15 protein-coding genes are annotated in these 15,291 nt (G+C 69.6%); 4 read left to right on the plus strand and 11 right to left on the minus strand.

Features of this window, described 5'->3' with window-relative positions:
- Positions 1–205: 205 nt before the first annotated feature.
- The 10 genes from IEZ27_RS10700 to IEZ27_RS10740 all read right to left on the minus strand — a co-directional run bounded on the left by IEZ27_RS10700 (position 206) and on the right by IEZ27_RS10740 (position 9,787).
- Entirely contained in the window at positions 206–1,135 is a 930-nt protein-coding gene (locus tag IEZ27_RS10700; protein ID WP_229823855.1) for a LysR family transcriptional regulator, read from the minus strand.
- A 350-nt stretch (positions 1,136–1,485) separates the two neighbouring features.
- Positions 1,486–1,980, minus strand: coding sequence for an AAA family ATPase (locus IEZ27_RS10705; RefSeq protein WP_189647058.1), 495 nt, complete (start codon positions 1,978–1,980; stop codon positions 1,486–1,488).
- A 172-nt stretch (positions 1,981–2,152) separates the two neighbouring features.
- The gene (locus tag IEZ27_RS10710; RefSeq protein WP_268246051.1) at positions 2,153–2,524 is read right to left on the minus strand and encodes an Rv3654c family TadE-like protein; all 372 of its coding nucleotides are present in this window, start codon (positions 2,522–2,524) and stop codon (positions 2,153–2,155) included.
- 635 nt (positions 2,525–3,159) lie between these two features.
- Positions 3,160–3,540, minus strand: coding sequence for a TadE family type IV pilus minor pilin (locus IEZ27_RS53765; protein WP_268246052.1), 381 nt, complete (start codon positions 3,538–3,540; stop codon positions 3,160–3,162).
- Positions 3,537–4,031 (minus strand): DUF4244 domain-containing protein, encoded by a 495-nt coding sequence (locus IEZ27_RS55270; protein ID WP_308427268.1) that lies wholly within the window; start codon positions 4,029–4,031, stop codon positions 3,537–3,539. The genes IEZ27_RS53765 and IEZ27_RS55270 overlap by 4 nt, the downstream gene beginning before the upstream one ends.
- A 333-nt stretch (positions 4,032–4,364) precedes the next feature.
- On the minus strand, positions 4,365–5,144 hold the full coding sequence (locus IEZ27_RS10720; RefSeq protein ID WP_189647060.1) for a type II secretion system F family protein: 780 nt from the start codon (positions 5,142–5,144) through the stop codon (positions 4,365–4,367).
- Positions 5,145–5,313: 169 nt separating this feature from the next.
- Complete coding sequence (locus tag IEZ27_RS10725; protein WP_189647061.1) at positions 5,314–6,027, minus strand: type II secretion system F family protein; 714 nt, start codon at positions 6,025–6,027, stop codon at positions 5,314–5,316.
- Between the two features lie 10 nt (positions 6,028–6,037).
- A complete protein-coding gene (locus IEZ27_RS10730; protein ID WP_189647062.1) occupies positions 6,038–7,201 on the minus strand; it encodes a TadA family conjugal transfer-associated ATPase in 1,164 nt (387 codons plus the stop codon).
- Positions 7,198–8,238, minus strand: a complete 1,041-nt coding sequence (gene ssd / locus IEZ27_RS10735; RefSeq protein ID WP_189647063.1) for a septum site-determining protein Ssd — start codon at positions 8,236–8,238, stop codon at positions 7,198–7,200. The genes IEZ27_RS10730 and ssd overlap by 4 nt, the downstream gene beginning before the upstream one ends.
- A gap of 769 nt (positions 8,239–9,007) precedes the next feature.
- The gene (locus IEZ27_RS10740) at positions 9,008–9,787 is read right to left on the minus strand and encodes a Fic family protein (RefSeq protein WP_189647064.1); all 780 of its coding nucleotides are present in this window, start codon (positions 9,785–9,787) and stop codon (positions 9,008–9,010) included.
- Between the two features lie 280 nt (positions 9,788–10,067).
- On the opposite strand from IEZ27_RS10740, the gene acs reads away from it, so the two are divergent.
- The 4 genes from acs to IEZ27_RS10760 all read left to right on the plus strand — a co-directional run bounded on the left by acs (position 10,068) and on the right by IEZ27_RS10760 (position 14,039).
- Complete coding sequence (gene acs, locus IEZ27_RS10745; protein WP_189647065.1) at positions 10,068–12,041, plus strand: acetate--CoA ligase; 1,974 nt, start codon at positions 10,068–10,070, stop codon at positions 12,039–12,041.
- A 190-nt stretch (positions 12,042–12,231) separates the two neighbouring features.
- Positions 12,232–12,672 carry a phage holin family protein gene (locus IEZ27_RS10750; protein ID WP_189647066.1) on the plus strand — a complete coding sequence of 147 codons (441 nt, stop codon included), beginning with the start codon at positions 12,232–12,234 and terminating at the stop codon, positions 12,670–12,672.
- Positions 12,662–13,579 (plus strand): alpha/beta fold hydrolase, encoded by a 918-nt coding sequence (locus tag IEZ27_RS10755; RefSeq protein WP_189647067.1) that lies wholly within the window; start codon positions 12,662–12,664, stop codon positions 13,577–13,579. The genes IEZ27_RS10750 and IEZ27_RS10755 overlap by 11 nt, the downstream gene beginning before the upstream one ends.
- 16 nt (positions 13,580–13,595) lie before the next feature.
- Positions 13,596–14,039, plus strand: coding sequence for a DUF309 domain-containing protein (locus IEZ27_RS10760; RefSeq protein WP_125644023.1), 444 nt, complete (start codon positions 13,596–13,598; stop codon positions 14,037–14,039).
- Here the strand turns inward: IEZ27_RS10760 and IEZ27_RS10765 are convergent.
- Positions 14,036–15,226 carry a MarP family serine protease gene (locus IEZ27_RS10765; RefSeq protein ID WP_125644025.1) on the minus strand — a complete coding sequence of 397 codons (1,191 nt, stop codon included), beginning with the start codon at positions 15,224–15,226 and terminating at the stop codon, positions 14,036–14,038. The genes IEZ27_RS10760 and IEZ27_RS10765 overlap by 4 nt on opposite strands.
- Positions 15,227–15,291: the final 65 nt, after the last annotated feature.

Below are 15,291 nucleotides of genomic sequence, written 5' to 3' on the forward strand. Positions count from 1 at the left end.
GAAGTGCGGTCCGCCCGGCCGACGCGGTCACCCGACCGCCCCGAAGTCCGTCCTTCAGAAGGCGATCGAAGACGACATGAACCGAGGGTAAGCGGAACCTTATGCGACGTAGCCAACTCTTGGACACCGCGTCCAAGAAGTCGTGACTCGATCGCGACATTGCCCCCAGAAGCCCACCAGCTCGCGCCAACCCCCAGAAAATCTCCTACCGCTGGGCCCATACCGGCGTCCAGGCTTCGCCGTCGGAGAGGCCGGCCCGCCTGGAACCGAGGAAGTCGCAAAGTGCGGCGAGGGCGGGGTGCGGATTGTCGCGGTACCAGATCAGTGAGTACGGGTGAACGGGCATCGGGTCACGCAGGGCGATACGCCTGAGGCCATGGTCGGCGGGCCAGCCAAGACGGGTCTGCTCCCCGATGAAGGTCACCAGTGACCGGGATCCGGCGATGGTCTCCAACAGGGGCTCAGTACCGAAGTCCGGGCTGTTGATCTCGATGGTGAGCCCGAACGCGGCAGCGAGATCGTCGTAATAGGCGGCCCACTCGGTCCCGGGGACGAGACCGGGCAGCCAGATCCGATGCCCGGCGAGCTGCGCAGGCGCGACCGTGCGAGCACCGGCGAACTCGTGGTCCACCCCGACGAGAAGCTGGACGGGCTCATCGAGGACTCGGACAACCCCGACATCCGGAGGCTGCCCTCCAGGCGCGGTGACGGCGCGAACGGCCGCGTCGATCGTCCCGGAACGAACGGCGTCGATGGCCGCGTCCGCGTCGAGCAGGGTCACGACATCCAGCTCGAACTCGGGATGCTCGCGATGGAAGTCCCCCAGCAGCGCGGCCGGGGCGAGCTTCCGCCCGACCACGTCGACGCGCAGCGCACGACGGCCGGGCCGGACACTGGCGATCGCGCGCTCCTCGGCACGGAGGAGTTCGCGAGCATGGACCAGGAACGCCTGCCCGTCGATCGTGAGCTGCGTCCCGCGCGTGGTACGCGTGAACAGTCTCACCCCCAAGTTCCCTTCCAGAGTGGCGATGCGCTTGGACACCGCCTGCTGGCTGATCGACAACTCCGCGGCGACATCCTGGAACCGCCCCACCTCCACGGCGACCACGAAGGTGCGTACAGCATCGAGATCCACGCCGGGGATGTTAACCGTAAAACCGCTGGTCGTGCGCATCTCCGGCTTGGTCGGCGAACAGGACGTCGGCTGGCCGTGGACGAGCAGGCAAACGTCAGGTCAGCGATTCGGACGGCCACCTCGACCGACCCGCCACCCGCCCTTTCCGGGGACGAGGTTCCACCCTCGCGACGCCATGCCGGAACTCCTGTCCAGCCCTGCTGGCGGCACATCGAAGTGCAGCAGACCACCTACTCACAGACCACCTGCTGACTGACCACCTGCTGCCTCTCCGCACTGCGCACATCGTGCTCAGCGAAGGCGTGCATCAAGGTTCGGCCTCCCCGCAACGCCCGCGTTCCGAGGGCCCGTCACCTGCGTCGCCCCGGTGGTGGTGCATCGAAAAGAGCAAGTTCGTCAGCATCGGGGGCCTGAAAGAGCTTCGTGTACTCCTCCAGCAACTCACGACTGATCGAGACCGTTCCTGGTTCTCCCTTCGCGTGACGGGCTTCGAGCCGACGACAGAGCTCGTCGATCGGCGCGGCAAGGTAGTGCAGTTCGACAGGAACGCCGAGTGCGCGCGCTCTGACACGTTTCTCCTCGCGTTCCGACAGCGCCCAGAAGCCGAACTCCAAGATCACGGTCTGTCCCAGCCTCAACAACTCCTGCGCGTGCTTCCAAAAGCGCCTCTCAAGCCGGTCGCGCGTCGGCTCGTCGAACAGGTCGATGCCCAGATCAGCCATCCATTCATCCGGGCACAGCCGTACCGCTGGGATCTCGCGCGCCAGGCGCTTGGCCAGCGTCGTCTTTCCTGCCCCGGGCAGCCCGCACAGCAAGATCAGTCTTGGCTTCACAGTCGAATCCATCAGATGCCTCCACGACACCGCAGCAAAGTCACTCCGGCATGCTCGCCCAGCGCCTACAGCTGATGGAAACGGTTTCTTGCCGCGAGAGAAGACGCGAGCCGGCGACTGCCCTCCGATTGCGGATGTCGCGATGCGCCCCCGCCTTCCAGCTCGCTGTCAGCAGACAGGGCTTCTAGCCGTTCTTGCCGGGTGACAACGTGGCCGGACCCGCACGAGCCCTGCCCGTGAGAGTGTGTGCGCCCGCGATCGGCAAGGTGATCGATAAGGAGGTTCGGACGTCGGCGACCGCCCCCGTGATCTCACATGCGACCAGCCTGACGCCGTTCTTCCCGGCCAGTGTGGACGCTCTGTCGCAGGCGCCCTCGGGATCGAGAATCGCCAGCTTGGCGGCGGCCAGAGCGCTCAGATCGGCCGCGCTGTTGACGCGATGGCGGGCCACACGAACCGCGCCCACAATGGCCAGCCCTGTGGCGATCGCCAGCAGAAGCCCCATGAGGGCCACGCCCCACAAGGACGCCGACCCTCGCTCCTTGCAATTGATCATCGTCGTCCCTGAAGTGAAGAGTGAATGATTGACGAAGTGTCGTAGGAGCCGACGATTCGCCCAATGACACCGAGGGGCACCGGTGCCTCGGATTCTTGGCAAGGGGCAGCCGACTCTGCATGGGCGGCGGCCTCCCAAAGGATCTTCGTCTCGCCGCTCAGGCGCTTGCCTGTTTCCAGGCACTTCAAGCCCGCGCGCACCCTTCGCACCCTTCGCACCCTTCGCACGGCCACATGAGGTTCCTGACCGGCTTGGGCCTCCGTTGCGAAGTGTTCACTGTCCGTAACAGAGAGTTTCGACACGAGGGCAAGAATCTTTCGACTCCTCGTGGCACGCCTTCTCTCAACGCCTTGGCCTTTCCTGCTGCACAAAGTGGTCGATACACCTTGAGGGTTGGACAGTGTTCGTTCTGCTTTGCCTGGCTTCTCGGCCGTACCGCCACATCCTGGTTGGGCGGTCGTGGACGCTTCCCGCCCTCGACTTCTCCACTCTCCGTGCTGGGTTGCGGCGTCGTCGTCTCTTCTTGTGGGTAGGAGTCGGCGTAGGGGTTGGAGATTTCGCCCCCCGGCTGCCAGGAGGACACGAGGGCTCATGTCCTCCTGGCAGATCTCCTCTGCCGCAGGCGTCCGGCGACGTCATGGTTCTGTGGCGGCCGAAGCCGAGGCCGATACGCGGACGGCCGGTAATGAGGAACCCCAAGCTGGTCGTACATCTACTGCGATCTCTACGTTCGTGGTTTCCGCGTCACGGGCGATCTCTACGTGTGCGTCTGGGCGGGTGGCTGAGCGGGCGAGGTCGCGGACCTGGTCCAGCGGCTCACCTCGGGCTGCGGCGCGCGCTGCCGCCCTGGCTGCGTCCACGCATTCCAGTTGGACGTTCACCGCTTGTATGGCCCAGAGCGCGGCTGCCAGGACGATCATCAGCGCCGGCAGCATGGCGGCGGTCTCGGCCGTCACCGAGCCTCGCGATGCCGACCGTCGCCTGACCGTGGCGATCCGCCTCTGGAGAAGGGTCATCCGGTCGTCTTGAGCGCTCGGTCGATGAGGGACTTCAGCATTTCCTGAACTTCTGGGCTGCTGACGACTTTGAAGAGAAGTGCGGCGAAAGCGCAGGCTGCGATGGTTCCTACTGCGTACTCGGCTGTGGACATGCCGCGCTCTCGGTTTGCGACAGCACAGGTGATCCACTTGCTGAGGTGCCATCGGGTGTTGCGTGGGCTCGGCCCGGTCGGGACACCTGGGGCTGGGGCGAGGCTTGTCGTCAGGGGCTGGAACGTTTCGGGGAGTGGGGCTTTGGCGGCAGTCGGGATGAAGGCTCTGGTCGCAGCTCGGTTCAAGGGGGTGGTGGTGGCTGTGTCGGAAGGTGGCGCGAGGACGACTGGTGTCGGCATCGGGATGGCTTGTTCGGCTGAGGTGTTGTTGTAGGTGCTGGGCCGGGGCGAGGTGGCATATGGGGTGGTGTCCGGGGTCGGCCTGATGGTGCCTGGCATGGTGGCGGGACTTTGCATCGTGCCTCCAGGTGCTCGGAGCCGGGTCTTGTCCGGCGGGAGTGCAAGATTCGCCGAGAAGGCGCAGCCACCGTCAGGCCGAACGGCGTTCTGGGGACGTCATCGGAGCCGGCCCTCAGGCTGTGGATAAGTCCCTCGGCTCGTCTCGTCCCTGTGATCGTCTGCTGAGGAGGCGTCGCGCGGGTGTGTCCGCATAAGCCCGCGTTGAGTGCGGAAGGGTCGGATGAGGGCGAAGGCGTGATCTGAAGAGCACATGAGCCGTCGGAGGCCGGAGTCCGGTGAAGTGGCCGTTCGCTTCAGAGCCTCGGGGTGGGGGTCCAGGACGGGCGTGGGTCATGGCAGGACGATGCTGGAGGCGAGGCCGGCGATCACCGGGATGATGCCCAGGAGGACGAACGCCGGGAGGAAGCACAGGCCCAGAGGGGCCACGGCTTTGACCCCCACGGTACGGGCGGCGGCGAGTGAGGCGGCTCTGGCTGTGTCTCTTGCGTCGTCGGCCAGACGGGTCAGGACGTCTGCCAGCGGCGCGCCGCTCTGCGCGGCTCGGCTCATCGCTCTCGACAGTTGGCTCAGGGCGGGGTCTCTGGCCAGGGTTGCCCAGGTGGGCTCCGGATCGGCGCCGAGGCGGAGCTGGCTGCTCACCCATGCCAGACGCTGACCGAGAGGGCCGCCGATCGTGGTCGCGGCCAGGTCTGTGGCGGCGCCCGCCGGTTGTCCGGCGAGGAGGCAGGCGGTCATCAGGTCGGCGGCGAAGGGGAGGTCGGCGGTGATCTGTTCGCGTTCCTGCCGGGACTGAAGAGGTTCCTTTCTGTGCAGGAACAGGCCGACCGCGGGACCCAGCAGGAGGGCCGCCGCGATTCCTGCGGGGCCGCCGATGAGGAGGGCGATGATCAGGCCGGTGGCCGTGGCGGTGGCGACGGTTTTGCGGGTCGGGCGGCGTTGGGGGGTGTCCTTCTTGTTGAGCCAGTCCGGCTGGGTGGGGGCGTCGTTCGAAGGGGTGGACGTGGTGGGGGCCGGGGGGAGGAGGTGGGCCAGGCGGTCTGCGGGGGTGCGTGGGGACGGCCACAGCCAGGTGGCGAGGGCGGCGCAGAGGGCGGAGAGCAGGGGGAGCATCGGGCAGTACCCCATGGGAGTGGGAGTGGGAGTGAGGGCGAGAGTGGGCGGGGGCTGGCCCGATCGGGTGGGGGTGGGATCGGGTGGATGGCAGGTGGCGGGATCGGGTGAGCGGTGGGTGGCGGGATCGGGCGGGACGTGCCAGGTGAGGTGACGGGCAGTGGTGGGGTCAGGATTGGGCTTTGGTGGCCATGCGGTGGGTCCACCACAGGCCGCAGGCGTCCAGGGCTGTGCCGGACAGGAGGCAGAGCAGGCCGGGGAACGTGCCGAACAGGAAGCTCAGCGGGTGCATGTTGAGTGCGCCGGCCATGAGGAGGCCGAGGGCCGGGAGGGCGGCGAGCATTCGGGCTGTGGTGCGGGGGCCGGCCAGCTGGGCGGCGACCTCCTGGCGGTGGACCTGGGCGGCGCGTAAGGTGCCGGCGACTCGTTCGACCAGGGCTGACATGCCTGCGCCTGCGGTGACGCTGACGTCCCAGCAGGCCGCGAGGCGGCGCAGGCCCTCGCCGCCCTGGGCGGGGGCCGCTGCCGTGAGGGCCGCGGAGACGTCGCCGCCGTCTCTTGCCGCGGCCAGGGCGGGACGCAGGGCTTCGGGGTCGGGGAAGTCGACTGCCGTGATGGCCCGGGTCAGGGCTTCGCCGGGGGTGCGGCCTGCGGCGAGTTCGGCCGAGAGCGACTGGCACAGCTCTATGCAGGCGCGTCGCCAGGCGTCGGCGCGGCGGGTGGAACTGGGGCGGGTGAGGGACGTACGGAGGAGGTGGTGCCATGGGAGCCGGCGGTGGGTGGCGGTCAGGAGGGTGTGCAGGCGGATCGCGGGCGTGCTCGGGCCTGTCCACAGCCAGATGGCGCAGGCTGTGGACAGGGCTGCGATGAGTGCGGCGGTCATCGTGGGGCCTTCAGGACGTTCTTCGCAGGAGGGTTTCGTAGCCGGGGCCGGCGTGGGAGGTGCCGTTCGGGGCGAAGGTGAGGGCGGGGACCGATTCGACGAAGCCGCTCGGGGTGCGCGCGAGCAGGCAGATCTCGGCGACCCGCCTTCGGCCGTCGGCACGGGCGCGGGTCAGGTGGACGACCACGTCGAGGGCCGCCGCGAGCTGGCTGTGCACGGCATCCCTGGTCAGGCCCGCCGCGCAGCCCAGGGCCTCCAGCCGGGGCGGTACGTCGGCCGCGGCATTGGCGTGCAAGGTGCCGCAACCGCCTTCGTGGCCGGTGTTCAGGGCGGCGAGCAGGTCGACGACCTCCGCTCCCCTGACCTCGCCCACCACCAGGCGGTCGGGACGCATGCGCAGCGCCTGGCGTACCAGGTCGCGCAGGCCCACTCCGCCCGCGCCCTCCAGGTTGGCCGGTCGGGTCTCCAGACGGACGACGTGTGGATGCAGCGGGCGTAGCTCGGCGGAGTCCTCCACCAGGAGGAGGCGTTCGGCGGGGTCGGCCTGGGACAGGAGCGCCGACAGGAGGGTGGTCTTGCCGGTGCCGGTGCCTCCCGTGACGAGGAAGGCGAGCCTGGCCTCGACCATCGCCGTCAGCACCGTGACGGCCGCCGGGGCGATCGTGCCGGCCGACACCAGGTCGGACAGGGTGAAGGTGCGGCGCGGCGGCAGGCGGAGCGACACGCACGTGCCGCCGGACGCGATCGGCGGCAGTACGGCGTGCAACCGGACGCCTCCGGCCAGCCTCGCGTCGACGTACGGCGAGGCGTCGTCGAGCCGGCGACCGGCGGCGGCCGCGAGGCGTTGGGCCAGTCTGCGGACCGCCCCGTCGTCGGTGAACGTGACGGAGGTACGGCGCAGGCCGCCGCCGTCGTCGATCCACACCTCCCGTGGGCCGTTGACCAGGACGTCGGTGACGTCGGAGCGGGCCAGGAGCGGTTCGAGCGGGCCCGCCCCGATCAGGTCGGCGCACAGGGCGCGGGCCACCGCGAGGATCTCGGCGTCTCCGTAGACCGAACGTTCGGCTCTCAGGGCGACGGCAACCTGGGCCGCCGTCGGTTCCACTCCTGCCCTGGCCAGGCGGACGCGTACGGCCTCCACCAGCTCCGGGGAGACCTCCTCGGCGGCGCTCATGCCGGGAGGAGGTCTTGGAGCAGGGAGACGCACAGGGTGCCGAGAACCGTGCGTGGGCCGAGTTTGGGCAGCTCGCCGCGGTTGAGGGTGGCGGTGAGCCTCGGATGGTCGGGCAGGCGGGCGGCGACGGGGATGCCGAGGGATTGTGCCGCCGTCTCCTCGTCGAGAACTCCGGGACGAAGGATGGCACGCAGGTCAGAGGCGTGTTTGCCGAGCTCGCCCAGGACCTGGACGGTGGACAGGATGCCGCGCAGGTCTGCCGTGGTGACCGTCAGGGTGGTGTTCGCCCTGGTGAGGGCTTCGACGGCGGCCGGGTCGAGGTGGCGCGGGAGGTCGACGACGATCAGGTCGAAGCCGCGTCTGCCCGCTTCCAGGACCGAGCGCATGGCCTGGGGCGGGATCGCCGCCACCTCGCCGCGGTGGAAGGACAGGACCGCGAGGTCGCCGAACGACGGGAGCGCCGCCCGCAGTGCGCTGGAGCTGATCCTTCCCTCCCTCGCCACGAGGTCGCCCCAACGGGCGCCTGCCGCCTCCTCGTGGCCGAGCAGAGCGTCTATGCCGCCGCCGAGGGGGTCGGCGTCGACCAGGAGCGTACGGAGACGGTCGCCCGAGGCGCGTAGGGCCAGGCAGGCGGACACCACACTCGCGCCCGCTCCGCCATGACCGCCGATCACGCAGGTCACCGCGCCGGAGCGGGGCTCGGGTTCCATGGCGTCGGCGAAGCGTTCGACGAGGTGACGTTCGTCACCGGGGAGGCGGACCACGGCTTGGGCTCCCACCGCCACGCATTTGCGCCAGGCGTCGGGGTCGTCGGGGTCGCGGGTCACCAGGAGGACCTGGTCGCGGGTGGGTGGTGAGGTGGCGGAGACGGCGTCGGCCTGGTCGGGGCCGATGGCGACCATGGGGGCGAGGTTCCAGTACGGGCGGGCGTGGGCCGGGGTGTGGGCCACGTCGAGCTGGGCGCCGGCGGCGGCTGCGATGCGGACGAGGTCGTCGAGGAGGTCGTGGTCCTCGGTGATGACCAGGGGGCGGTGCACGGGGTTCTCCTCCTGCGGGGACGTGGGAGGTCAACCCTGCTGAGGAGGAGGCGAGCGGGAGGGGGCGAACGAGATTCTGTGGAGGACGGGCTCGGACCACGGGCCGCCTGTGGACAACCAGCACGCAGACGGGTGGCGGGGGTGCGCGAGGGCGGGGGGTGCGCGGGCGCGAGATGGGGTGGAAAAAGGGCGACCCCCGCCGGGGGGGAGAGCGGGGGTCGCCTGACCGGTCCGGCTCCGGGGGGGTAGAGCCGGTCCCGTTTCAGAAGAAAGCTTTCATCACTTCACCAGAGCAGGCAAGAGACTTGCAAAGCAATCCCTCGCACAGACGCTCCAGTTTCGGGCGATACCTCCGTATGCTGCCCGATCCACTCGAGTTTCGTCGAGCAGTAATCTGCCATTTTCGCCAAGTTTTTTCGCCGTCCCATAACGATCACATAAAGGCCGTCACGTTCCGTAATCATCACAGGTAGGTAACGGGTTGCGGCAGATCGCGACCGCAACGGCACCCTCCCGCCCGTCCCACGCCTCGGCAAAGGTCTTGGTACGAGGGGTTCCCATCAGGACGAATCCGACGTAGAAAGGTGTTACGGACCACTTGTCCGGGTGCATCAGCCGGGCACCCACGCGCGACCAGCCGCGGGAGGCGCGTCGTGGCGGGCTTGACCCGTTCCGACGAAATTGAGGTGCACGCTTGGTAACCCGGTGTGATGCACCGGCGGACGGCGTCTCGACCGAGACGCCGTCAGCTATGTGACCAGCCCGTCCGTCAGCCCCGCTGCATCGCTTCACAGATGGCGGCCGTCTCCCGGCCCCCCAGGCTTACCGCCGAGGCACAGTGTTGTACCCACTGGCCGACCCCCTCCGGGGTCCCGCTCAGGTACGCCCTCAGCGCCTCCGCGTACGGCAGCTCCCGGTGTCCCACCTCGACCGCGACCAGCGACTTCGGGTCCAGCCCGTACTCGACCAGCGTCAGTCGTCCGGCGGAACGGGCCACGACGCCGTCGCACGTACCGAAGGGCCGCAACACCGCCAGCTCGGCGTGGACGACGGCGGCCAGCACGATCGCGGGCGCCTTGCCCGCCCCTTCCAGCAGCCGGAACAGGGCGTCCATGCGCGTCGCGGTCTCCGCGGCGCCCGGCGCCGGACCGAGCCCGAGCGGGTCGGGAGCCGAGTCCTCGGTACGAGGCCGGCCCAAAGCGTCCTCCTCGGCGAGCCCGGCGGCGGCGACGGTGTGCAGGCGGGCGAGCACCTGCCTGGGCGCCTTCCGCCAGGTGGGCCCGAGCCGGCCCATCTCCGCCGACGCCCGCAGCGCCCCCTGGACGAGCGGGTCGTGCACCTCGTCGCGGCGCAGCGCGTCGAGGGACACGTCCGCGCCCTCGATCGCGGCCGAGGCCCGCGCGCCGCGCAGGGACGACTCGGTGGACACCGCCGGGCTCGCCCGCCGCAGGACGCGATGCCGATAGAGCCTGTCGACGGCCTGCCGCGCCTCGTCGACAGCCTCGGACACGCCTGGGAACCGCGCGATGACGGCCAATGGGTCACTCACGAAAACCGACCTTACCGGCGGGTACGCCATGCCCAGCCATGGACCGGACCGCCGCCGTATAAGGCGCTACGGCACCCCCCGCTTTTTCCCGCCACGCCGGGCCGCATATTCTCCTGATTTCAGGATGACAACAGTTCAATTGCGTTTGTCATGCGAGCTGATAATCGAACGGCCACCCACGCGAATCGGTACAGACCTGTCTAGACCTCTTGTGTGGGGAGGCCGTGAGCTGGTGAAGTGGGACACGACCTATCCAACCTGGCCATAGAAGGAGCACGAAGTGGCCCCGGAGACCCCTGGCAACGAGACCCAGGCGCTGTCCAACCTGCTACAGGAGAACCGCCGGTTCGCACCACCGGCTGAGCTGGCGGCGGCCGCGAACGTGACCGCCGCCGCATACGCCGAGGCCGACGCCGACCGTCTCGCCTTCTGGGAGCGCGCGGCCGAGCGGCTGACCTGGGCCAGGCGGTGGGACACGACGCTGGAGTGGAACGCGCCGTTCGCCAAGTGGTTCATCGGCGGCGAGCTCAACGTCGCCTACAACTGCGTCGACCGGCACGTCGAGGAGGGACGCGGCGACAAGATCGCCTACCACTGGGAGGGCGAGCCCGAGGGCGACAGCCGCACGCTGACCTACAACGACCTCAAGACCGAGGTCAGCAAGGCCGCCAACGCCCTCCTGGAGCTCGGCGTGCGCAAGGGCGACCGGGTCGCCATCTACATGCCGATGATCCCCGAGCTGCCGATCGCGATGCTGGCCTGCGCCCGCCTCGGCGCGATCCACTCAGTGGTGTTCGGCGGCTTCTCCTCCGCCGCCCTGAAGAGCCGCATCGACGACGCCGACGCCAAGCTCGTCATCACGGCCGACGGCGGCTACCGGCGCGGCAAGCCGAGCGCCCTCAAGCCGACCGTGGACGAGGCCGTCGCCGAGTGCCCGCAGGTCGAGAACGTCCTCGTCGTACGGCGTACCGGCCAGGACGTCGCGGTGGGCGACAAGGACGTGTGGTGGCACGACCTGGTCGCGCGTCAGAGCGACCAGCACACCCCCGAGGCGCACGACGCCGAGGACCCGCTGTACATCCTGTACACCAGCGGCACCACCGGCAAGCCCAAGGGCATCCTGCACACGACCGGCGGCTACCTCACCCAGACGGCCTGGACGCACCACGCGGTCTTCGACCTCAAGCCCGAGACCGACATCTACTGGTGCACGGCCGACATCGGCTGGGTCACCGGCCACTCCTACATCGTCTACGGCCCCCTCGCCAACGGCGCGACCAGCGTCATCTACGAGGGCACCCCGGACACCCCGCACCGCGGCCGGTTCTGGGAGATCGTGCAGAAGTACAAGGTCACGATCCTCTACACCGCCCCCACCGCGATCCGGACGTTCATGAAGTGGGGTGACGACATCCCCGCCAAGTTCGACATGTCCAGCCTGCGTGTCCTGGGCTCGGTCGGCGAGCCGATCAACCCCGAGGCGTACGTCTGGTACCGCGAGCACATCGGCCACGACCGCTGCCCGGTCGTGGACACCTGGTGGCAGACGGAGACCGGCGCCATCATGATCAGCCCGCTGCCGGGCGTCACCTCGGCCAAGCCGGGCGCGGCGATGCGGCCGTTGCCGGGCATCACCGCCGACGTGGTCGACGACCAGGGCAACAGCGTGCCCGACGGGGGCGGCGGCTTCCTCGTGGTGCGCGACCCGTGGCCGTCGATGCTGCGCACGATCTGGGGCGACGACCAGCGCTACATCGACACGTACTGGTCGCGGTTCGAGGGCATGTACTTCCCCGGCGACGGCGCGAAGAAGGACGAGGACGGCGACCTGTGGCTGCTCGGCCGCGTCGACGACGTCATGCTGGTCTCCGGCCACAACATCTCCACCACCGAGGTGGAGAGCGCGCTGGTCAGCCACCCCAAGGTCGCCGAGGCGGCCGTGGTCGGCGCGACCGACCCGGTGACCGGCCAGGCCATCGTGTCGTTCGTGATCCTGCGCGGCAGCGTCGAGGAGAGCGACGACATCGCCGCCGAGCTGCGTGACCACGTGGCCAAGACGCTCGGCCCGATCGCCAAGCCGCGGCAGATCCTGGTCGTGCCCGAGCTGCCGAAGACGCGCTCCGGCAAGATCATGCGCCGCCTCCTGCGCGACGTGGCCGAGAACCGCAGCGTCGGCGACGTCACCACGCTCGCCGACAGCACGGTGATGAACCTCATCTCCGAGAAGCTGCCTTCGGCCAAGTCCGAGGACTGATCAGGCGTAACACCACATGAGGCGCATGCCCCCCCTTTTGGGGCATGCGCCTCATGTGTCTGCGGTGGACGGCGTTATCGTGGGTGATCGGGTAGTTCTGTGGGTAGCAGCGTCCTCCGCGTGTTCGGTGGCGCCCAGCCGTCAGTACGGGATGTTTGACACGGCCACCAGGCCTCGATAGGAGACGTTCATGCCGCAGACTCCCGAGGAAGAATCCCTGGGCTCGCTGGTCGCCCAGGCCAGCAGCCACATCTCCGACCTCGTCCGCTCGGAGATCGAGCTGGCCAAGGCCGAGTTCAAGTTCGACGCCAAGCGGGTGGGCACCGCCGCCGGCCTGTTCGCCGCCGCCGCGTTCATGGCCCACCTGTGTCTGATCCTCGTCTCGTTCACCATCGCGTACGTGCTGGCCCAGTGGTTGCCCAACTGGGCGGCCTTCCTCATCGTGACCGTCTTCTACCTGGTGGCCGCGGGCCTGCTGGTGCTGGTCGGCGTACGCAGGCTGAAGGGGCTGGCCGGGATGAAGCGTACGGCCAGGTCGATCAAGGGGCTCAAGGAGATCGCCACCCCCGAGGAGCAGACGCTTCCGGTGCCCAGTTCCGACAGCCGGCCGGTGAGCCGTGATGGCACCTGACGAGACGGTCGTCCAGATCGACGGCCCGTGGACACACCGGGCCGTGCACGCCGGCGGCACCCGCTTCCACGTCGTGGAGGCCGGTGAGGGTCCGCTGGTGCTGCTGCTGCACGGGTTCCCGCAGTTCTGGTGGACCTGGCGCAACCAGCTCACCTCGCTCGCCGCGGCCGGCTTCCGCGCGGTGGCCGCCGACCTGCGCGGCTACGGCGGCAGCGACAAGCCGCCCCGCGGCTACGACCTGCCCACCCTCGCCGCCGACGCGACAGGGCTGATCCGCGCGCTCGGCGAGACCGGCGCGGTCGTCGTCGGCCACGACTGGGGCGGCCTGCTGGCCTGGACGATGGCCGTGCTCGACCCCAAGTGCGTACGCCGGCTGGTCGTGGTGTCCGCGCCGCATCCGCTGCGGCTGCGCCACTCGCTGGTGACCGACCTCGGCCAGCTCAGGGCCGCCCGGCGGGGGCTCGGCTACCAGCTCCCCCTGCTGCCCGAACGCCGGCTCACCCGCCACGACGCCGCCCAGGTCGGCAGGCTGCTGGCGGAGTGGTCGGCCCCCGGCTGGCCGGACGCGGAGACCGCACGCACCTACCGGGAGGCGTTCGGCATCCCCGCCGTGGCCCATTCCGCGCTGGAGTACCACCGCTGGTTCGGCCGTTCCCAGCTCCGGCCCGACGGGCGACGTTACGCCAGGGTCATGCGTACCGAGATCGAGGCGCCGACGCTGCACCTGCACGGCGCGCTCGACCCGTGCGTGCTGCCCCGCACCGCCCACGGCTCCAGCCGGTACGTCGCGGCCCCCTACCGCTGGCGGCTGCTCGAAGGCGCGGGCCACTTCCCGCACGAAGAGATCCCCGACGTGTTCGACACCGAGCTGCTCGGCTGGCTGGCCGACCCCGAACCCGACCGATGAGAGAGCCCCTCGAGCGATGAGAGACCGCGACCCCCAGGGCAAGCCGCGCAACGCCAGGCCACGCGACGCGTACGGCAGGCCGCTCCCCTACGGCTCGTCCGGCGTCGACCGGGTCCCCGACGACTACGCCCCCACCGCCGCGCAGGCGCTCGCCGACGCGCGGCGCTTCCTGCGGGAAGGGCTGCCGTTCAACGCCCACGAGGTCTTCGAGGGCCGCTGGAAGTGCGCCCCCGAGGACGAGCGCGAGCTGTGGCAGGGGCTCGCGCAGATCTGCGTCGGGCTGACGCACCTGCAACGCGGCAACGGCCGCGGCGCGGTGACCCTCCTCAGCCGCGGCGCGGCCAGGGCGCAGGCGTACGGCGGCGACTACGACGCCGTCGGCAGGGCGGCCACCGGCCTGACCCAGGACAGCGACCCCGGCGAGGCCGTCGCCCTGATCCTGGGCGAGTTGCCGGACTAGTCGCACTCCTGGGTGCTGGCCGGGGTGGTGTCGTTCCGGCCCTGGCCGGCGTCGGGCGCGACCTCCTCGGCGGTCAGCACGTAACCGGTGTCCTTCTCGCTGACGGCGGCGGCGAAGATCACGCCGTAGACGCGGCCGTCGACGGTGAGCAGCGGGCCGCCGGAGTTGCCCGGCAACACCTTCCCGCGGATCGCGTAGACCTTCCGCCTGACGTTGGGGCCGTGGTAGATGTCGGGGCCCTCGGCGTCGAGGCGGCCGCCGATGCGGGCCGGCTCGGCGGTGAAGCCCTTGCCGCGCGGGAAGCCGGCGATGATGGCGTTGGCGCCGCGCTCGCCGTCGGCCTCGAAGCTGAGCTGCGGCAGGTTGAGGCCGGGCACGTAGAGGACCGCGATGTCGCGCTGGGGGTTGTAGCGCACGACCGTGGCCGCGTGGCGCACGTTGCGGTAGTCGATGACCTCAAGGTCGCGGGTGACGCCCGCGACGACGTGGGCGTTCGTCATGATCCGGTTGCCGGCGTAGACGAAACCGGTGCCCTCGATGTGCTTGTTGCAGCTCTCGGCGTTGCCCTGGACCTTGACGATGGCCCGCTGGGCGCGGCCCAGCTTGGCGCCCTGGAGGATGCTCTGCGCGGGCGGCGGTACGTCGATCAGCGTGTCGGCGCCGATCGCGTCGAAGACGGGCGGGAACTCCGACCTGTCGACGAACTTCTTGAACGGCTGCTGCCAGTTGCGCGCGGCCTGCGGGATCGCGTCGTCGACCGTGGTCAGCAGCGCGGAGTTCTTGACCTGGTCGACCAGCGGCGTGAAGGTCGTCGAGACGATCAGCGACCCGATCAGCCAGGCGATCACCAGCACCGACAGCGCGCTCGCGAACGTGCCGCCCACGGCGTCGGCCATCTTGGCCGGCTCCCACGTCACGTGGCTGCGTACGACCGCGCCGACCGTGGAGGAGGCGAACTGGCCGATCGTCGCGGCCAGGAACACGATCACGATGGCGAGCAGCGCCTGCGGGGTGTCGCCGTCGACGACCGCCTTGGCGATCGGCGGGGCGATGAAGATGCCCAGCACGGCGCCGCCCACGAACCCCACGAAACTCATCGCGCCGATGATGAAGCCCTGCCGGTACCCGGATACGCCGAAGGCGATCACGAGGCCGATCAATATGAGGTCAAGCAGATCACCGCGCACGCTTCAAAGGTAGCCAGCGATACGGTCAAGTGTGCACGTCTTCCGCCAGGACGACGTCACCCGCC

Source organism: Nonomuraea spiralis (assembly GCF_014648435.1).
GTDB lineage: Bacteria > Actinomycetota > Actinomycetes > Streptosporangiales > Streptosporangiaceae > Nonomuraea > Nonomuraea spiralis.